Genomic DNA, 19,933 nt, shown 5'->3' with positions numbered 1-19,933 from the left:
GTCCTATGATGTTGCCAAGGGAAAATTTTTGCTATCAGCCCCTCCTGCTAACCCATTGAGCAGGAGGTGAGCGAGCGCTAACTTTCTCTTTAGGTCGTCCAGTACAAGACTTCGCACTACAGCAATTCATGCTGAGTACTTGAATGGTTGATAATAACCAAGCGGTGATATCATGCCTTTGACTCAAAACCAGTTGCCGTACGACGTTTTATTTTTTCTTATTCCCTTTACAGGACGACGAAGTACGAGCTACCGTAACACTTCTACAAAAGACAGAGAAAGCAAAGGGAACAGAAATAACCTGACATTCAGAGGTGAGCTGGCTATGAAAACATAAAATAACAAGCATAAAGTTAATATAAAATCACGAAAATGCAAGCTTGTTATGTGAAGCTCAATGAAAGGTGTGCGGGGTATGGGCCTGGAGTGAGTCTTTCATTGCTCAATCCACTATCATTCAGGCAATCTCATCAAGCACTAGGAGCCTGTCGGGCTTAAGCTTTCGAGCATGAAATTCAGTAGAGCGAGTCAGATTTTTCGATGGATTCGTGTGAATAGTTGACCTATTTAAGCAAATTCATCGGAAAATATGGCCGCTCTTTCTGGATTTTAGGCCGAAATTGCCTTAAGTCCGACAGGCTCCTAGAGTTTTTACACCAGATCTTTTCACATAAAGAACCATTTGAGGTGCTTGCTCTGGCGGCTGTTTTTGCGCTATGGGTGTGGTTTTGGCAATATACGACAGGCTGAACATTGCCAGGATATCTCAGGCTGAATATAGCGAGAGCTATGGGGTAAATAGGTTGATGTTTCCCTGAAGAAGCTTTAGTCGGCTTTTGCAAAGAGAGCGTGCCGCAAAAGAAGGAGGCTGTTTGAGGTAAAGGGCTTGTACAATACTTATTTTAAGCCACTCACTTTCTCCCTCAAATCAACGTTTTATTCAACTTATTTAACATTGTCCGCTACATAGTCCTCACACCTGAGATTCAATTTGTTGTGATCATCCTGACCGCCTGTTACCTCAACCATAAAGTGGCCAAGATTTTCTATAAAGTCCAGACTCGGAGGGTTCCCTGCTGTCTTTACCCACGTGAACTTGCCCACAACATATCCTGTATCCTCATTTGTCACTTTGAAATTTTGGGTGCTGCTCTTGAATCCACACCCTTTTCCTATAGCAGCATAATGTATGCCTATATGACCGTAGGGTTGGCCATAAGCGGAAGTCCATGAAGCGGGAGTATACACGCCGTACATGCATTGACCATGGCCGATAGCTTCAATTTTATAGCCTTTTTCTGAGAAAAATGGATTGCCTGAGTGTATGGTATTTCTCATTGAAATATAGGTATTTCTGCCATAAGCAGCGTTAGTCATGATGGATAAGCTCAACACAGCAGTAAAAAAAACAAACGATTTGTTTGCCATGAATTTGCCAGCCCGTAAGGTAGATTTCACGCTCATGATGAACTCCTGTCGTTTATTACCGCACCAGTCGTATTTTCTAACTGTTCAATTGCGGTGGTTATTCGAGGGAAAATACTGCATTGCGGCTATTGGTCATAGCGACGGCTATGAATTGTCAATTACTCTTGTCTTTCGATCCAATTAAATAGCTCAAGACGAAGTTAAAAAGTCTGGTTAGTATAGGAAGCCATCCTGAATCATGCCTTGTTACCGTCGCGAGAGCGGTATAAAAAACGACTGTTGTGTCATCCAGGCCGGGGAAGACGTCTACTATTAGCAACCTTACTGAGTCGTTAAGCAGATGGCGGGTGAACTCCGACTAACCCCCGCAAAAACCATACAATGTGATATTTTACTCATACCTGACAAATCAGATTCAATCTGTTGAGCTAAAAATGTCTAGTATTTTTTTAACACTGGTTCAATTATTGGCTCAGGATACCTCGTTAAGCACAGTAGTACTATAAGTAATAAAGTAAAAGTTGGTAAAAGGGAATAATAATGGCCCTCAAGAATAGACTTAAAGCAGTGAAGGGGTCATTAAAAAAAGGTCAGTCACCTGCAAGGTAGCGAGAAGCCCTGGATCAGCCCGGCTAATCTACGTCGTTCGCTCAGGCAGCGCAAAGGGCAAAATTCAGGCAATGGGAACCAGGCCTTTTCAATATGACATGTTAAAAATCAGTTTGGTACGTAACTTAAGGTAGTAAGGGGCAGTAGTACATTTATGAGTGTGAAATCTATCAGACAGGCTAGAAAGCTTATAGCAAATAAATCGTTTTTTTTTGCTGTAGTGTTGAGTTTATCCATCATGGGCAACGCTTATGGCTCAAATTCCTTTATTTCAATTAGAAATACAATACCCCCAGGTGATCGCTATTACTCAAAAAAAGGCTATAAAATCGAACCTGTCGGCCATGGTTCCTGCATGTATGGTGTGTACGATTCCGCTTCATGGACGGCGACTTATAATGGCCGTTGTGGTCATATAGGCATACATTATGCTTCTGCAGGAAAAGGAGGGTGTGCATTCAAGAGCAGCTCCCAAGATTTCAATGTGATAAATGAGGATACAGGACATGTTGTGGGCAGATTTAGATGGAAAAAGCCATTATTGGATGCGCCTCATATAGATATGCTGACCAATCCTGACTATTTCATGTTAGATGTATCAGAGGAAGATTATCAATCTGACGTGTTAAATCTCAAGTGTCAGAGGTATATAGATGGCAATGTCCAGTGAAATATTGATGTGAAAGAATGACTGATTAAAAATCGCAAAAATGCCAGCCTGTTGTGTGAAGTATAATGAAAAGCGTGTGGGCCTCCCGCTTCAGTAGTGAAAAAATAGCATCTTACCATTTGTAAGCGTAGATATTCAGTTTGTTTTTCACCCAATAATTAAAATATTTACCCGTTACATCTGCCGTAATGTTTTCAGGGTCCTTGATCTGTCTTATAAGCGGGAATCCGCCGTTTATGTACCATTGAAACGAAGCGACGGTTTTGCCTGTATCATTGTTGATAATGTTAAAATCCTGGGAGCTGTGCTTAAATGCACACCCGTGCGAGATTGAGCTGGCATAATGTACGACAACATAACAAGATTTGGTTTCATAAGCGGAAGAGCATGACGCCGGATTATACACGCCGTACATGCAGTGCCCGTGGCCACCGGGTTTAAGTGTATAGCCACTTTTCGAGTAATGTGGTTTACCTTGGGGGATCAGATTATTAATATGAAGGTCTTGATTCAAGCTATAAGCGTTAGCTATGATGAATAAGCTCAAGCACCCAGTAATAAAAACAACCGGTTTGGTTGCCATGAACTTTCCAGCGCGTAAGATAGACTTAATGCCCATAATGTCCTCCTGCTGTTTATGACAAGCAGCGGCGAAATAATGACTTTTGCAACCCCTATCGAGTGACAAAAGACAAAGGAGTCTCCTGTAACTCAATGGGGTGGCGTAAGGCTTTCGTTAGTATCGCTGGATTCAACCTCTTTCCAGTGATTGGTTGTCTCCTGCTTCAGCCGTGAAAAAAGAGCATTTTACTATTTGTAAGCATAGATATTCAGTTTGTTTTTCGCCGAATACCAAACAGGTTTACCCGTTACATCTGCCATAATATGTTCAGGGTCCTTGATATTTCTTATAGACGGGAGATCGAAGCCTTGGTGCCATTGAAGCGAAGCGACGGTTTTGCCTGTATCATTGTTGATAATGTCAAAATCCTGAGAGCTGGACTTTAAAAAACACCCGTGGTGGAATGAAGCCGCATAATGTATGGCAACATAACACTCCTTGGCTTCATAAAGGGCAACGCATGACGCTGGATGATACACGCCGTACATGCAGTGCCCGTGGCCACTGGGTTTAAGTCTATAGCCACTGTTCGAGTAATGTGGGTTATCTTTGGGTATCAGATTATCAATATAAAGGTCTTCATCCAAGCTATAAGCGTTAGCCATGGTGAATAAGGTCAAGAGCCCAGTGATAAAAACAACCGGTTTGGTTGTTATGAGCTTTCTGACCTGAAAGAAAGATTTAATGCCCATGATTTACTCCTGCTGTTTATTACAAACAGCGACGAAATAATGACTTTTGTATCTCCCTATCGAGTTACAAAATACAAAGGTGTCTCCTGTAACTCAATGGGGGGTGTAAGGTTTTGGTTAGTGTCAACATTTTTCCAGTGATTGGTTGTCTCCTGCTTCAGTAGTGAAAAAATAGCTTTTTACCATTTGTAACAATAGATATTCAGTTTGTTTTTCGCCCAATACTTAAAATGTTTACCCGTTACATCTGCCGTAATATTTTCAGAATCCTTGATACTTCTGATAGCCGCATATTTCCAATGGGATATGTACCATTGAAACGAAGCGACGATTTTGCCTGTATCATTGTTGATAATGTTAAAATCCTGAGTGCTGTGCCTAAATACACACCAGTGATGGAATGAAGCCGCATAATGTACGACAACATTACAAGGTTTGGTGTTATATTTGGAAGTGCATGACGCCGGATTATACACGCCGTACATGCAGTGCCCGTGGCCACTGGGTTTAAGTGTATAGCCACTTTTCGAGTAATGTGGGTTACTTGAGGGTATCATATTATTAATATAAAGGTCTTCATCCAAGCTATAAGCGTTAGCCATGATGAATAAGGTCAAGAACCCGGTAATAAAAACAACCGGTTTGGTTGTCATGAACTTTCTGGCCCACAAGACAGAATTAATGCCCATGATGCCCTCCTGCTGTTTATGACAGAACGATGCAAGACCAATTTTTGCGACACCGTTACAAACGTGGAGCCTCTTGTAACTTATCCCCGTCTGTGAGCACAGATATTCACTTTCTTTTTCACCCAATAATTAGGATATTTACCCGTTACATCCGCTGTAATGTTTTCATAATCCTTGATGTTTCTTACCAACGCCCTTGCGCCGTTTATGTACCATTGAAACGAAGCGACGATTTTGCCTGTATCATTGTTGATAATGTTAAAATCCTGGTAGCTGGGCTTAAATGAACACCAGTTGTCAAGTGAAGAAGCATAATGTACGACAACATAACAAGGTTTGGTGTCATAAGCGGAAGCGCATGACGCCGGATTATACACGCCGTACATGCAGTGCCCGTGGCCACTGGGTTTGAGTGTATAGCCACTTTTCGAGTAATGTGGGTTACCTGAAGGTATCAGATTATCAATATAAAGGTTTTTATCCAAGCTATAAGCGTTAGCCATGATGAATAAGGTCAAGAACCCAGTAATAAAAACAACTGGTTTGATTGCTATGAACTTTCTGGCCAGAAAGAAAGATTTAATGCCCATGATGTACTCCTGCTGTCTATTAAAGAGCAGCGACGAAATAATGACTTTCGCACCTCCCCTATCGAGTTACAAAAGACAAAGGAGTCTCCTGTAGCTCAATGGGGTGTAAGGCTTTAGTTAGTGTCAACATTTTTCCAGTGATTCGCTGTCTCTTGCTTTAGCAATAAAGAAATAGCTTTTTAAAATTTGTAACAAAAGATATTCAGTTTTTTCTTCACATGGTACCAAAAACCTTTATTCGTTACATCTGTCGTAATATTTTCAGGATCCTTGATCTTTTTTATAACCGGTTTTTTCAAGTGGTTTGAGTACCATTGAAACGAAGCGATGATTTTGCCTGTATCATTGTTGATAATGTTAAAATTCTGGGAGCTGTGCTTAAACACACACCAGTGTTTGCGTGAAGCGGCATAATGTATACACACATGACAAGGTTTGTTTTTATAACGGGCAGTGCATGAGGTCGGATTAGACACGCCGTACATGCAGTACCCGTGGCCGCTGGGTTTAAGCGTAAAGCCTTTTTTTGAGTAATGTGGGTTACCCGGGGGTATCAAATCATCAAGATTCATTCTATCATCCAAACTATAAGCGTTAGCCATGATGAATAAGGCCAAGATCCCAGTAATAAAAACAACCGGTTTGATTGTCATCAAATTTTTAGTGCGTAAGACAGACTTAATGCTCATGATGTACTCCTACTGTCTGTTAAAGACCAGCGACGAAATAATGATTTTTGCGCCTCCCTATCGAGTTTCAAAAGAAAAAGCAGTCTCCTGTAACTCAATGGAAGGATGTAAGGCTTTCGTTAGTGTCAACCTTTTTACAGTGATTGGTTGTCTCCTGCTTCAGCAGTGAAAAAATAGCATTTTACTATTTGTGAGCATAGATATTCAGTTTGTTTTTCACGGAATACCTTTCGTATTTATCCGTTAAATCTTCCATAATATTTTCAGGATCCTTGATATTTTTTATAAACGGTTTCCCTTCGTCTGTGTACCATTGAAGCGTAGCGACGATTTTGCCTGTATCATTGTTGATAATGTTAAAATCCTGTGAGCTGTGCTTAAGCACACACCAGTGCTTTAATGAAGCATTATAATGTAAGGTTACATACTTTACTTTGGTTTCATAACGGACAGTGCATGAAGCCGGATGATACACGCCGTACATGCAGTACCCGTGGCCGCTGGGTTTAAGTGCGTAGCCATTTTTCGAGTAATGTGGGGTACCTGGGCCTATCAGATTATCAATATAAAGCTTTTCATTCAGGCTATAAGCGTTAGCCATGATGAATAAGGTCAAGAGTCCAGTAATAAAAACAACTGGTTTGGCTGTCATGAACTTTCCAGCGCGTAAGACAGGCTTAATGCTCATGATGTACTCCTACTGTCTATTAAAGACCAGCGACGAAATAATGATTTTTGCGCCTCCCTATCGAGTTCCAAAAGAAAAAGCAGTCTCCTGTAACTCAATGGAAGGATGTAAGGCTTTCGTTAGTGTTAACCTTTTTACAGTGATTGGTTGTCTCCTGCTTCAACAGTGAAAAAATAGCGTTTTACTATTTGTGAGCATAGATATTCAGTTTGTTTTTCACGGAATACCTTTCGCATTTATCCGTTAAATCTTCCATAATATTTTCAGGATCCTTGATATTTTTTATAGACGCGTCTCCGTCTTCTATGTACCACTGAAGCGTAGCGACGATTTTGCCTGTATCATTGTTGATAACGTTAAAATCCTGTGAGCTGTGCCTAAGCACACACCAGTGATTGAGTGAAGCATTATAATGTAAGGTTACATACTTTACTTTGGTTTCATAACGGACAGCGCATGAAGCCGGATGATACACGCCGTACATACAGTCCCCGTGGCCACTGGGTTTAAGTGTATAGCCATTTTTCGAGTAATGTGGGGTACCTGGGCCTATCAGATTATCAATATAAAGCTTTCTATCCAAGCTATAAGCGTTAGCCATGATGAATAAGGTCAAGAGTCCAGTAATAAAAACAACTGGTTTGGCTGTCATGAACTTTCCAGCGCGTAAGACAGACTTAACGCTCATGATGTACTCCTACTGTCTATTACAGAGCAGTGACGAAATAATGACTTTTGCTGCACTATTATTTGCTGTACTGCTACAAAAAAGAAAGGAACCCCCAGTACCTCTCCATGGGGTGAGGCAACGTTCTGGCTATTACCAACATCTTGCCTGGGATTGGCTGTTGCCTGCTTCAGTAGTGAAAATTAGCTTATTACCATTTTGCCGTCTTTGGCAAGCTTAAAAAAACTGGTCAATGCGATACCTTTTCCTAAATGACAAATCACATTCTAAACATATCACAAACTATATTTAATCTGTTGTCTTTAAAGTGATCAGTATCTTCTGGAGCCACAATAAAATTGGCAGGAGACTCTACCAATATTATACCACAATTGTGGGCGTATTCTTCCCATCTGAACATAGCAAAAATCTCTCCTGTATCATTGTTTATAACCTTAAAATTCTGTGCGCTTGCCTCGAATGCACATCCCCATGCAGCTTTATAATGCAAGCCTATAGCTTGAGTACCGTTTTCGTAAGTGACATTGCATGAAGCGGGACTATACACTCCGTGCATGCATATGCCATGACCACTGGCTGCAATTGTATAGCCTTTTTTCGAGTAATAAGGGTGACCCTGGGGTATCACATTTCTAATTTCAAGAACGGCATCCAGACCAAAAGCCTTACCCATGATGAATAAGGTCAAGAGTCCAGTAATAAAAACAACCAATTTGGCTGCCATGAACTTTCCAGCGAGTAAGACAGACTTAATGCCCATGATCTACTCCTACTGTCTATTACAGAGCACCGACGAGATAATGACTTTTGCAAAACTACTACAGAGGAGTCTCCTGTAACTCGGTGGGGTGGCGTAAGGCTTTCTCGTTAGTGTCAACCTCTTTACAGTGACTGGTTGTCTCCTGCTTCAGCAGTGAAAAAATAGTATTTTACCATTTGTAGGTATAGATATTCAGTTTGTTTTTCACATGGTACCAAAGAGGTTTGTTCGTTACATCTGTCGTAATATGTTCAGGATCCTTGACCCTTCTTATAACCGGATTTTTCCAGCCGTTTAAGAACCATTGAAACGAAGCGACGATTTTGCCTGTATCATTGTTGATAATGTTAAAATCCTGGGAGCTGTGCTTAAACACGCACCAGTGCCAGCGTGAAGAAGCGTAATGTATCCGTACATAACAAGATTCGGTCTCATAAGCGGAAGCGCATGAAGCCGGATTATACACGCCGTACATGCAGTCCCCGCGGCCACTGGGTTTAAGTGTATAGCCGTTTTTCGAGTAATGTGGTTTACCCAGGGGTATCACATCATCAATATACAGACTATCATTCAAGCTATAAGCGTTAGCCATGATGGATAAGGTTAAGATCCCAGTAATAAAAACAACTGGTTTGGCTGCCATGAACTTTCTAGCGCGTAAGACAGATTTAATGCTCATGATCTACTCCTACTGTCTATTACAGAGCAGCGACGAAATAATGACTTTTGCAAAACTACTACAGAGGAATCTCCTGTAACTCAACGGTGTGAAAGGTTTTGGTTACTGTCAATATTTTTCCAGTGATTGGCTGTCTCCTGCTTCAGCAGTGAAGAAATAGCTTTATACCCGTCGCTTTTCAAGGGGCTACTTTGTTGGCGGCGTTCGTTAACCCCCGGTCACCTGCTATTTTCAGACTCCAGGGGCTTCACTTACTTGCCGGTGCGTAGCAGCTTGAAATCCGTGGGGTATAATACCTTTATAACAATAGATATTCAGTTTGTTTTTCACATGGTACCAAAGAGGTTTTTTCGTTACATCTGTCGTAATATGTTCAGGATCCTTGACCCTTCTTATAACCGGATTTTTCCAGCCGTTTGAGAACCATTGAAACGAAGCGACGATTTTGCCTGTATCATTGTTGATAATGTTAAAATCCTGGGAGCTGTGCTTAAACACGCACCAGTGCCAGCGTGAAGAAGCATAATGTATCCGTACATAACAAGATTCGGTCTCATAAGCGGAAGCGCATGAAGCCGGATTATACACGCCGTACATGCAGTATCCGTGCCCACTGGGTTTAAGTGTATAGCCGTTTTTCGAGTAATGTGGTTTACCCAGGGGTATCACATCATCAATATACAGACTTGCATTCAAGCTATAAGCGTTAGCCATGATGGATAAGGCCAAGAATCCAGTAATAAAAACAACCGGTTTGGCTGCCATGAACTTTCTAGCGCGTAAGACAGATTTAATGCTCATGATGAGCTCCTGCTACCTGCTACAACTAATACCCGTTCTATTTTCTAACCCCCAGAGTAGGCAGGCGATGAGCGAATGTTGACTCGCTGTTTAGCGCCTTTGGCGGTAAGGCAATTCATGTTGATTACTTGAATAGCCCCAGCTATCGCGAGGATTTTCAACGCAGGGTTGGCAGGGGTAGTTGCCCTAAGTCGCCTGTTTCATTGTAGACTATTGGCGCTTCACTTATGATATTTGCTCATAAATAATAACGCGCATTCATTGCACAAAAGTAGTCACATTCAATCTATTGGGTTTATACTCCCTGAAATGCACAGCTGCTATAAAGTTGGCAGGGCCCTTTTTCAGATACATATTACAGAACCATGATGCTTCGCCCCATACAAGCTTAGCGACAACTTTTCCTGTATCATTATTTATAACATCAAAACCCTGTGTGCTGGGCTTGAATGCGCATCCCCATGAAGCTTTATAATGTATGTATATAGTTTGCGTGCCGTTTTCATAAGTGGCAGTGCTTGAAGCGGGGTCCACTCCGAGCATGCATTCGCGAAGGCCATTAGCTTTAATTGTAAAGCCTTTTTTTGAGTAATAAGGTTGACCTTTTGGTATCGCGTTGTTAACCAGAAGGGCAGCATCTCGGCCAAAAGCGTTACCCATAGTGGATAAGCTTAAGGCAGCGGTAAAAAAAATAAACGGCTTGTTTGATATAAGCTTTCCAGACCGTAAGATAGACTTCATGCTCATGATGGACTCCTGTCATCTGTTACGATTAAGACCCGTTTTATCGAATAGCGCAGGGTCAACCCCCCCACCAGAGCTTTAGCTTGGTGGAGAAAACAACCGCAGGCATTGCGAAGCCTTGCCTCGAAGGTTGTGTTGCTTAGGTGGCGTTCATTCGCCACCTGAAGAGGGTGTCGCAAAACGCTTAATTTTCTCCGTCGTCATCCCGTGCAGGGATTGTATGGGATCTATGCCACAAGGATGAGAATCACTAAACCCGCATGATGCGTGCGCGGTTAGGGTGCCTTCCATAGAGTGTGGTTCCTGTGCATTCCCTGTACAGGATGACGGTGCGGGGTGTATTTCAGAGTTTCGCGACATCCTTATTGACTATCTAATCCCTGGAGCTGGCGGTGATCGAGTTCTGGCTCTCTCATCAGACCATCCAGCGCGGAATTTCTTAATACGGCCATTCATGTTGAGTACTTCAACGATAGGTAATAGCCAATCATTGATATCAGGCTAGTCCGATTCAACGGTTTAGTTGGCGGGTGACGTTCGATTTTCGCGCCTTTCCTTTACAGGGTGAAGAAATACCAATTTTTGCGACATCACAACAAAAGGCAAAGGAATCTGTGCCCCTTCTAGGGCGACGCAAGGTTCCCGGCACTGTTGACATCTTGCCGGTGATAAGTTGTCGTTTTTTCAGTAGTGAAAAATAGTCTGTTACTATGCCTCTTTGGCAAGCTTGAGCAACCCGGCAAGTTTGAGGTTGGCCCGGATATTTCATAAATACGCTCCTGGCCTTGCTTGCTCCTTGCGGCTATAAGGGAGTTTTGCTTAGTCGACCGTACTCCCAGGTACCGGCGCTCCTTCGCGAAATCCCTCAGAGCCGCAAGGTTCTGCGCAATTCTCAGGGCAGTTTATGAAATATCCGGGCTAGTGCAAACAAGCGTTAATATACATACAACCATCACTTTGATCACTCCTGCGAAGGCGGGCGTCCATTTTCTGGTAGATTCCCGCCTTCGCGGGAATGATGACTGTATGGGTATTAACGCTTAACAGCACTAGCTCACAAATAACAACTCACATTAGATCCAAAAAACAATCCAGGTTCAATCTATTGGGTTCGAAATGACGACGTTTCACTCTCACTATAAAGTTGGCAGGCCCCTCTTTCACCACTATATAACACGACCTTAATACTGTGCTCCATTCAAACTTGGCGGTCACCTCTCCTGTATCATTGTTTATCACGTCAAAGTTCTGTATGCTGCGTTTGACCGAACACCCGTGTGAAGGTGAAGCGTTATAATGCACGCGAACCCTGCCAATGCCGTTTTCATAAGTTGCGGTGTATGAAGCGGGATTATACACTCCGTACATGCATTTACCATCACCATTGGCTTTAATCGTATAGCCATTTTCTGAGTAATAAGGTTGACCTGGGGGTATCACATTTTTAATTTCAATGGTGCCATCTAAGCCAAAAGCGTTACCCATGATGGATAGGCTCAACACGCCAAAAATATAAACAAGCGATTTGCTTGCTATGAGCTTTCCGGCCCGTAAAGTAGAATTTATATTCATGATATACTCCGGCTGTCTATTACTGTTAATACCGGTTCCATTTTCTAATCCGTTGAGCAGGCAGTGGCGCATTTAGGGAAGTCGATTGGTATTAAATCACTGTCTGATTACGGGTGTCCATTTCTAACCACAAGCCAAATTTAATCTGTTGGTTTTAAAATAGTTGGGATTATCCTTAATTGCAATAAAGTTGGCAGGAGCCTCTACTATCATAAAATCGCGCACCCCCATCCGCGTAGTCCACCTAAACATGGCGACAGTATTGCCAGTGTCGTTGTTTTTGACATTAAAATTCTGCGCGCTATCTTTGAAAGCACATTAAAGGCAAACACGCCAGACAGCTAAAAAACATGGCTTGTGCGGTTAACTTTGTTTGGAACTACATCAATGAACTCAGTACCCGTGCGATCAAAGAGCGTGGTCAGTTTTTGTCAGCCTATGATATTCATCCGTACACCAAGGGCGCTGGTAAAGAGCTTGGCCCGCATAGGCAGACATTGCAGTGTATAGCCTCTGAGTACGTCACCCGCAGAAAGCAATTCAAGAAAGCCCGACTCAATTGGCGCAAGTCTGGGAGTGTTCGTCGATCACTTGGCTGGATTCCTGTTAATACAGGCCAGGCTAAGTGGAAAAATGGGCAGATATTCCATAATGGCCTTCACTTTTCAGTGTGGGACTCCTTCAGATTAAGTGGCTATAAGTTCCGGTCTGCCAGCTTTAATGAAGATGCCAGAGGACGGTGGTATTTTAATGTCGTTGTGACAGTTGAAACCGAAGCCTCTCAAGGGCAGTCGTCAGTGGGCATTGACCTTGGTTGCAAAGAGTCCGCTACTGATTCCAATGGCACACGTATCAAAGGGCGTGAATATCGCCGGTTAGAGGCTAAGTTGGGAATCGTCCAGCGAGCCAGAAACCAAAAGCGTGTAAAGGCCATACACGCAAAAATCAGAAACCGCAGGCAAGATAGCCTGCACAAATACAGTCGGACTCTCGTCAATGAGAATGCGGCTATCTTCGTTGGTAACGTGTCGAGCAAAGCCCTAACCAAGACAAAAATGGCAAAATCTGTCTTGGATGCAGGGTGGCACTCACTCAAAACTATGCTGGAATACAAATGCGATCACGCAGGCGTGGTTTTTGAAGAAATCAATGAAGCCTACTCCACCCAAACCTGTTCGTGCTGTGGCACTATCGGGCCCAGTAGTCCGAAAGGTAGAACAGGTTTGCGAATAAGAGAATGGATCTGCTCAGAGTGCGGAGCTGAGCGCCACCGCGATATAAACGCGGCCAGAAACATTCTTGCGGCGGGGCATCGCCGTCTAGCGGTAGGAATCCCCGTCCTTTAGGGCGGGGAGGATGTCACCGGGGCTATTGTGATACAGCGCAATGGCATCATTACCCACGCTATGGAGCTTGATGATATATACTAAGCCTTTGACCTGACGCACTGAGAAGGTATGAGAATTCGTTCAGATCTCCACTGCTGTCCACTATTGAAAGGTGTAAATAATGTTAACACTGTCTTGCCGCCAGCGCTGTTTTGGCGGTTGGCATGAACGGCTTGTTCATGCATCCGATGTGCTCAGTTGTGAGATGCGGTTTGCCATTTATTTGCCTCCTTTCGCAACCAAATCAAATCCGGTACCAGTGCTTTTCTGGCTGTCAGGGTTAACCTGTACCGATGAAAACTTCATGCAGAAAGCCGGCGCGCTCAGGGTCGCTGCTGAGCTGGGTTTGGCGATTGTTGCGCCTGACACCAGCCCACGGGGCGAGGGTGTGCCGGATGCCCCTGATGGCGCGTATGATTTAGGATTGGGGGCAGGCTTTTACGTCAATGCCACCGAGGCACCTTGGTCTAAACACTATCGTATGTACGACTATGTTGTCACAGAGCTTCCAGCCTTGGTTGAGCAGCACTTTCCGGTGTCGTCTAAGCGCGCCATCAGTGGTCATTCTATGGGCGGGCACGGTGCCATGATGATTGCCTTACGAAACCCCGGGGTTTACAGCTCAGTGTCGGCGTTCAGTCCTATTTGTCACCCTGTTAAAGCCCCATGGGGGAAAAAAGCCTTTTCAAACTATTTAGGGGATGACCGAGCTAAATGGGAAAAGTACGATACCATAAAACTGTTGAGGGAGAGCGACATTGCCACCGTTCCTCCCTTAATGGTGGATCAGGGAGGCGATGATGAGTTTCTCAATGAGCAGTTAATGCCGGAGTCGCTGGTGGTTTTAGCTAAGGAAAAAGACGTGCGCCTCGACTATCGGTTACAGTCCGGCTATGACCATGGTTACTACTTCGTTACGAGTTTTATTGAAGAGCATTTGAATTTTCACTACGCCTGTTTACAGGGTGGCGGTGTTTAGAAGCCGTCTTAACAGTTATGCTCCTACTGCGGCTACGATAAATGGGTCTAAAAAGTCGCTTTTGTTCGTCAAATAGTCCCGCTATTCTCCTCACAAAAGCGACTTTTTATCCGTCATTTCTCGCAGTCCTCGCTATGGGCAGACTTTTAAGACTGCTTCTTAGGGGGAATGAAAACCCCACCCGTGTTTTGTTCCCGCCACGGTGGGAATTCCTGCCTTTGCAGAAATGATGGACTATGGACTGTTGGTACTTTTGCTCGCATCTATTGCTGCTGGCTGCTGGCTGCTGGCTGCTGGCTGCTGGCTCAACTGTTTTCTTCAGGAGTAGTCAGGATGGAGAAATCGCTTTCCCCGGCATTATTTTGAACGCTGTCTGAATCATAGTTGGTTATTTGCCAAGACTGGTTGAGGGCTGAGTCAGTGCTCGGGAAGTGAAAGCTTCCAGGTTGTTGATAGCCATTCTCATGTGTGGACGGTTTTTTATAGCTTGTTGGGAATGACAGGATCTCAATCGAGTCCATTGAGGATGGCTGGCCATCATCTGTTGTCGAAAAATAAGATACAGATTGGCTTCCATTGTGACCAGGCGGTGAAGCGCCCTCCGGTGACGCCTCAAAGCCAGCCAGGCAATGTTGATCGGTGACAGGTGGGGGGGGCGTTTCGTTTTCACAACTAACAGCGCCCGTGGAATCGTCAAGGATAATAATATCGTGGTCAGGGTTATTGAGCTGCTCCAGAATGAGAGTTAACGACGGTCTTTTGTCTGGATTTCTGTCAAATGATGCGGCGCATAGTCTCAAGATATACTCTGGCATTGTCGGGACTGTTTTTTTAAGCTTTTCATACCGGTCAATCACAGTGCTTGACTCAGGAAACACTTTGTTAAGCGCTTGATGGTATTTTTTGTAATAATCCCTGTTGTCATTCCAGGTGTCCAGGGACATATAATCAGGTTTGGCAATTAGATTCATGCCGCCGTACACTTGCCATATGACAGCAGCAAGACTCCATATTTCAGAACTGACACCATAGCCGTCTGAGTAACGTTGACCCCGCCTGTTTGGAATGACTTCTGGCGCTACAGTTTCTCGGGTTCCGCACACGGTCGTGCAAATTTTATCGTAGTGATGGGAAGGTGAATCCTCTGGGGTGTGTGATTGCGTCAGTGAAACTGTATCGATAAGAAAACCAAAATCTGTAATGGCAATATCACCGTTTTCAGTGAGCATAATATTGTTGGCCTTAATATCTCGGTGCATCATTCCATGTAAATGAAACCATTGAAGCGCTTTCGTTATTTGAATGGACTGCTTGAGAGAAGTCATTTGGTTAACAGTTTTTCCCCATTGATTATCAGGGTGGCGTATTAGCCACTGAAGTAAATTTTCAGAGTGATAGCTTTCAAATAAATAGAGGTGCTCACCATCAGTAACCGGGTTATAATACACACAGTGTATCTTGGTGATGAAGTTAACACCGTCGTCATCTTTTCTTTTAGTCTGGGCTTTTTGTATTGTTCTAAGGAGGTCTGAGAGTCTTGGGCCATTTTCTTCTCTCCTGAGTTTTAACTTTTTCAAGACGAGTTTTTGTCCGTCGTTATTTCCTTCTATTAAATAAAGGATTGACTCGCTGCCTTTTATATCAAGTCTGCGCTTCATCGTATACCGGTGTTTTATCCATGGTGGAAAAAAGTCAAAGACTCTCTGAGGGTTATTAGGATCAGTAGATACTGTTGAACTCTGTTTTGGAGAGGGAGCGGTCCATGCTGGTGGCGCTTTCTCTTTGCTTTCTTTGCTTTCTTTGCGCTCTTTTCGACGGAATGTCTCTTCTTGAGATATTTTCACTCCACTTTGGACAACAGCAGACCTGCCTGAAACCTGCCGGGTTTGACTTATTGCCGACTTTGGTGCCGATCGAGGCGACCTGTTCAGATAAACAGCTTGATGGGCAGTTGTCAGGTGTTGTGGTGTTGGTCGGCGTGTTCTCAATCTGGGAGGTTCAGGCCGTGTTGGAGCTTGAGATAATAACGATTGACTTTGTTTGTCGTCTTGGTGGCTTGCTGAGTTATTTGCTGAAATGTTGCTTGCTGAAATTGCAGTGAGGGTTTCAATCTGCACTTGTAAGGTATCGTGGCTATGAATAGCCTCAGATTGATACTTATGAAACGCTTTCAGCCATAGGGCAATTGAGCTGTTTAAATCTAAAGCTTGTTGTTTTAATTTTGTACAGTTGTCAGTTTGCCTTGCGCTACCTCTGGTATTCAAGTTTAATGCCAGAACAAAGAATAATTCAACCGGATGTACTAATGGAGGTTTTATGCCGTTATACAGAGGAAAAACCCATTTGTTTCTTTCTTCAGCAGCACTCAATAGATGCTTTGGCTCTAGTTCATCGAAAAATAGTTTTAATTTATGATATGTTTTTTCAGCCTGGTTTAGATCAGAGCTTCCCAGATGATCACAAACCTTTTTCTTTATAAGCTGGTCAACAATAGTGTCATCGAAAGAAACCTTGAGGGAAGATGATCGCCACATTACTTCATCGGAAGTAAGTCCCCAGCGGTCAAGTTTTTCTTTATGACTTAAAGCAATGCTGCATTTATGTCGTTCATCACTTTCAAAGCCTGAATGAAACAGTATGTTTAAATATAATGTAGTCGTATCAATGCTAAGGGAGCTCAGTAGTTTATTGGTTGTTTTCTCCGGGATTTTATCTAGCCTTATAGCCGCTTCAATAATCAGCTGTTTAATGCCCCTGCTACCCATTAGTGGTTGCAATTTCTCGACTATTTTGTTGAAATGCTCCTCATTTTTTAACCCCAGGCCAGATAAAAAAGCATCAACAGGCGTTACGCTTTCCTGAGGCCATTGTGTTTGGTCTCTGAAAACTCTTCCAGTGGGTTTATCAAAAACTACCTGAAACGATGAGGGGGAGGTTCCAGCTTCTGGCTTAGCAATGCTGCCGAACTTGTAGTAGATGTATTCTTCTGGGTCTTCTGGGTCTTTCCATGTCACGACAACCCTGATTCTGTCGCCAAGTGAGGAGGCAGGGTGATAGACAGGTGGTGTTCTCTGGTGATGTTTAGGGACTTCTGTTTCCAGAAGGGGAAAACTTTTACCAGATTCCGGGATATAAGTGTGGTTTCTTATGGCATTAGCCAGTGGGCAGAGGGGATTATCCCTCAGGTGGTCATGTAAAGGATCATCGATCTTCTCCCATTTGAATAAACTAAGCTGGCAAATTGGGCATTGTACCGCATCGGTCTGGATCATCGACGGGTCATTGTCTCGGTAGAAACCCGCCCTGGCTAACTTTTCTGCGCTTATTTCAATCGGGGGTGTCCAGGTTTTTTCAAAACTTTTAAGTGCTTCCTTATAACTGTAGATCTTATTTGCCAGTGATGCGCGGGCATCATTCAGAAACAGCGCGGAAACAATGCCGACTATCAGTGTCTGGCAAAAAAAGAATTTAAGTATTGTTTTCATAGCTAAGGCCGGTTAATAAAACCAGTGATAAAAGTCGATGGCAAAAATTGCATAAACTCGAGCACGATAAATATCGCTGGCTGTTAAATTGATCGAAAGGTTAGCTTAGCCCTTATTGAAAAAAAAGCATCGTAATTTCTGTACGAATTTGTATGGGTGGAAGCTGGTTTTTATGCGAATTGATTATTTGTTGATGCTGCATTTGTTTTCTGTACGGCCTTCAGGAAGGTATCGTTAAACAATACGCCTTATCATTGTTTCATTATTATCTCATTGTTGTACGGGTATAGTGTTTCATTGGCATTGATGCCTTTCGCTTACCCTGTTGCTGAGGCTAGGAGCCTGTCGGACTTATGCTTTCGAGCATAAAATTCAGTAGGGCGAGTCAGAATTTTCGATCAATTTGTGCGAATAGTCGGACCTATTTAATTAAGCAAATTGATCGGAAATTCTGGCCGCGCTTTCTCGCACTTTCTCGCACTTTCTGGATTTCAGGCTGAAATTGTCTTAAGTCCGACAGGCTCCTGGTATTTGTTAACCAGAGCCGCATGAAAGTCTGCAAGTTATCTGGAACTATCCCTTATGGCTCTGTCGCTGATGTTTCTTGACGTCAGGAGCAGTCCCCCGTAAAATTTGGCAGCTTTATTATGGCCTTCATTTGTCAGTGGTGCGCAAGTGGTTGAAAGCAATCCATTATTGTGGGGGTCACATGGATGAAAATACGTTTCTCATGGCGATACCTGTTCAGTTTATATAAAAGGTGTTGACCAGCCTGCCGGGCTGCGCTTTCATCAAGCCTCTGAACGCGACGCAAAACGTATTTTCAGGCATGTGTATTGTCTGAGCGGGTGTACGGCGCAAATCCTCTGACGCTGACGCGCCCGGCAATGTGGTAGCAGGATGTGCCACCAGGCTGGCTTTTTTTTGGTCGCCTGGCCTGAGGGGTTTCCAGGTCTTCGCCCTGTGTGCCCCTTGCTGAAATAACGAGGCGGGACTGTCTCGGTTTCAGTTTACTTTAGAAACGATTGGAGTTCGCCCTATGGCAACAATTAACCAGCTGGTGCGCAAGCCCCGCAAGCGCAAAGTCGCTAAAAGCGACGTACCTGCGCTGCAGGCTTGTCCTCAGCGTCGCGGTGTTTGCACCCGTGTATACACCACTACCCCCAAGAAGCCTAACTCTGCGCTGCGTAAAGTTTGTCGTGTGCGTTTAACCAACGGTTTTGAAGTGACTTCCTACATCGGTGGTGAAGGTCACAACCTGCAGGAGCACAGCGTTGTTCTGATCCGTGGCGGTCGGGTAAAAGACTTGCCTGGCGTGCGTTACCACACCGTTCGCGGTAGCCTTGACACACAGGGTGTTAACGACCGTAAGCAGGGCCGTTCCAAGTACGGTACCAAGCGTCCCAAGAAGTAAAAAAGCAACGCTAAAGGATTGCTGTGCATTTTGGATGCGTATTTTTCGTTTTTTTGCGCTGTTAGCCGCAAAAACGGCTGAGTTGTTTGTAGCATTGAGTTTGCGCCTTTCAAGCCAGAACAATTTGGGTCAAAACCCGGGTAAAAAAAGGGTTTTTAAAGGTTGCTCATAACTACAACGAATACCGGTTGATAAGAGTAAGGCCGAGTCAAAACAAGATCTCGGGCTACCTGAAGACCGCAAATATGTAGGACTTATCATGCCTAGAAGAAGAGTTGTCGCCAAGCGCGAAGTACTGCCAGATCCTAAGTTTGGCAACAAAACCCTGACCAAGTTTATCAACCATGTCATGGTGAGCGGCAAAAAATCTGTCGCTGAGAAGATCGTTTATGGTGCCCTGGACAAGGTTCAGGAGCGTTCCAACAAGGATCCTTTGGAGCAGTTTGAGAAAGCACTGGAATCCATCGCCCCAATGGTAGAGGTGAAATCCCGTCGTGTGGGTGGGGCTACTTATCAGGTGCCGGTAGAAGTGCGTCCGTCTCGTCGCACCGCTCTGGCGATGCGTTGGCTGGTAGACGCCGCGCGTAAGCGTGGTGAAAAATCCATGGAGCTGCGCCTGGCTGGTGAGCTGATGGATGCCTCCGAAAACAAAGGTGCCGCTGTTAAGAAGCGTGAAGACGTGCACCGTATGGCTGAAGCCAACAAAGCGTTCTCTCACTACCGTTTCTAAGTATCAGAGGATTGAG

Annotated in this window: 19 protein-coding genes; 5 read left to right on the top strand and 14 right to left on the bottom strand. The window is 43.9% G+C overall.

Going from position 1 to position 19,933, the window contains the following annotated elements:
- Positions 1-945: 945 nt before the first annotated feature.
- Positions 946-1,464 (bottom strand): hypothetical protein, encoded by a 519-nt coding sequence (locus tag V4C51_RS00180; RefSeq protein WP_330923977.1) that lies wholly within the window; start codon positions 1,462-1,464, stop codon positions 946-948.
- A 727-nt stretch (positions 1,465-2,191) separates the two neighbouring features.
- Here V4C51_RS00180 and V4C51_RS00175 point away from each other — a divergent pair.
- On the top strand, positions 2,192-2,707 hold the full coding sequence (locus V4C51_RS00175) for a hypothetical protein (protein WP_330923975.1): 516 nt from the start codon (positions 2,192-2,194) through the stop codon (positions 2,705-2,707).
- Positions 2,708-2,819: 112 nt separating this feature from the next.
- Here the strand turns inward: V4C51_RS00175 and V4C51_RS00170 are convergent, their stop codons facing one another.
- The 12 genes from V4C51_RS00170 to V4C51_RS00115 form a co-directional block, all read right to left on the bottom strand.
- On the bottom strand, positions 2,820-3,326 hold the full coding sequence (locus V4C51_RS00170) for a hypothetical protein (protein WP_330923973.1): 507 nt from the start codon (positions 3,324-3,326) through the stop codon (positions 2,820-2,822).
- Between the two features lie 191 nt (positions 3,327-3,517).
- The gene (locus tag V4C51_RS00165) at positions 3,518-4,021 is read right to left on the bottom strand and encodes a hypothetical protein (protein WP_330923971.1); all 504 of its coding nucleotides are present in this window, start codon (positions 4,019-4,021) and stop codon (positions 3,518-3,520) included.
- 179 nt (positions 4,022-4,200) lie between these two features.
- Positions 4,201-4,710, bottom strand: coding sequence for a hypothetical protein (locus tag V4C51_RS00160; RefSeq protein WP_330923969.1), 510 nt, complete (start codon positions 4,708-4,710; stop codon positions 4,201-4,203).
- Positions 4,711-4,790: 80 nt separating this feature from the next.
- Positions 4,791-5,300: a hypothetical protein gene (locus tag V4C51_RS00155; protein ID WP_330923967.1), complete on the bottom strand. Its 510-nt coding sequence runs from the start codon at positions 5,298-5,300 to the stop codon at positions 4,791-4,793.
- Positions 5,301-5,479: 179 nt separating this feature from the next.
- On the bottom strand, positions 5,480-5,989 hold the full coding sequence (locus tag V4C51_RS00150; protein WP_330923966.1) for a hypothetical protein: 510 nt from the start codon (positions 5,987-5,989) through the stop codon (positions 5,480-5,482).
- Positions 5,990-6,173: 184 nt separating this feature from the next.
- On the bottom strand, positions 6,174-6,677 hold the full coding sequence (locus tag V4C51_RS00145; RefSeq protein ID WP_330923965.1) for a hypothetical protein: 504 nt from the start codon (positions 6,675-6,677) through the stop codon (positions 6,174-6,176).
- Positions 6,678-6,861: 184 nt separating this feature from the next.
- Entirely contained in the window at positions 6,862-7,365 is a 504-nt protein-coding gene (locus tag V4C51_RS00140; RefSeq protein ID WP_330923964.1) for a hypothetical protein, read from the bottom strand.
- Between the two features lie 259 nt (positions 7,366-7,624).
- Complete coding sequence (locus tag V4C51_RS00135) at positions 7,625-8,125, bottom strand: hypothetical protein (RefSeq protein ID WP_330923962.1); 501 nt, start codon at positions 8,123-8,125, stop codon at positions 7,625-7,627.
- Positions 8,126-8,294: 169 nt separating this feature from the next.
- Positions 8,295-8,804 (bottom strand): hypothetical protein, encoded by a 510-nt coding sequence (locus tag V4C51_RS00130; RefSeq protein WP_330923960.1) that lies wholly within the window; start codon positions 8,802-8,804, stop codon positions 8,295-8,297.
- A 231-nt stretch (positions 8,805-9,035) separates the two neighbouring features.
- Positions 9,036-9,605: a hypothetical protein gene (locus V4C51_RS00125; RefSeq protein ID WP_330923958.1), complete on the bottom strand. Its 570-nt coding sequence runs from the start codon at positions 9,603-9,605 to the stop codon at positions 9,036-9,038.
- Between the two features lie 258 nt (positions 9,606-9,863).
- Entirely contained in the window at positions 9,864-10,352 is a 489-nt protein-coding gene (locus V4C51_RS00120; RefSeq protein WP_330923956.1) for a hypothetical protein, read from the bottom strand.
- A gap of 1,065 nt (positions 10,353-11,417) precedes the next feature.
- Positions 11,418-11,921, bottom strand: a complete 504-nt coding sequence (locus tag V4C51_RS00115; protein WP_330923954.1) for a hypothetical protein — start codon at positions 11,919-11,921, stop codon at positions 11,418-11,420.
- 317 nt (positions 11,922-12,238) lie between these two features.
- Between V4C51_RS00115 and V4C51_RS00110 the strand changes: the two genes are divergently transcribed.
- Positions 12,239-13,267 (top strand): RNA-guided endonuclease InsQ/TnpB family protein, encoded by a 1,029-nt coding sequence (locus V4C51_RS00110; protein ID WP_330924067.1) that lies wholly within the window; start codon positions 12,239-12,241, stop codon positions 13,265-13,267.
- A 163-nt stretch (positions 13,268-13,430) separates the two neighbouring features.
- Positions 13,431-14,288: an S-formylglutathione hydrolase gene (fghA, locus tag V4C51_RS00105; protein ID WP_330923952.1), complete on the top strand. Its 858-nt coding sequence runs from the start codon at positions 13,431-13,433 to the stop codon at positions 14,286-14,288.
- Positions 14,289-14,593: 305 nt separating this feature from the next.
- Here fghA and V4C51_RS00100 read toward each other — a convergent pair whose 3' ends face one another.
- Positions 14,594-17,773 (bottom strand): protein kinase domain-containing protein, encoded by a 3,180-nt coding sequence (locus V4C51_RS00100; RefSeq protein WP_330923950.1) that lies wholly within the window; start codon positions 17,771-17,773, stop codon positions 14,594-14,596.
- 1,039 nt (positions 17,774-18,812) lie between these two features.
- Here V4C51_RS00100 and rpsL point away from each other — a divergent pair.
- Positions 18,813-19,187: a 30S ribosomal protein S12 gene (rpsL, locus tag V4C51_RS00095; protein WP_263081729.1), complete on the top strand. Its 375-nt coding sequence runs from the start codon at positions 18,813-18,815 to the stop codon at positions 19,185-19,187.
- Between the two features lie 259 nt (positions 19,188-19,446).
- Positions 19,447-19,917, top strand: coding sequence for a 30S ribosomal protein S7 (rpsG, locus tag V4C51_RS00090; protein WP_330923946.1), 471 nt, complete (start codon positions 19,447-19,449; stop codon positions 19,915-19,917).
- Positions 19,918-19,933 lie beyond the last annotated feature (16 nt).

Source organism: Candidatus Sororendozoicomonas aggregata (genome assembly GCF_031528575.1).
Lineage (GTDB): Bacteria > Pseudomonadota > Gammaproteobacteria > Pseudomonadales > Endozoicomonadaceae > Endonucleibacter > Endonucleibacter aggregata.
Note: the sequence above shows the minus strand (reverse complement) of the source record. Positions and strands in the feature narration are given on the sequence as shown.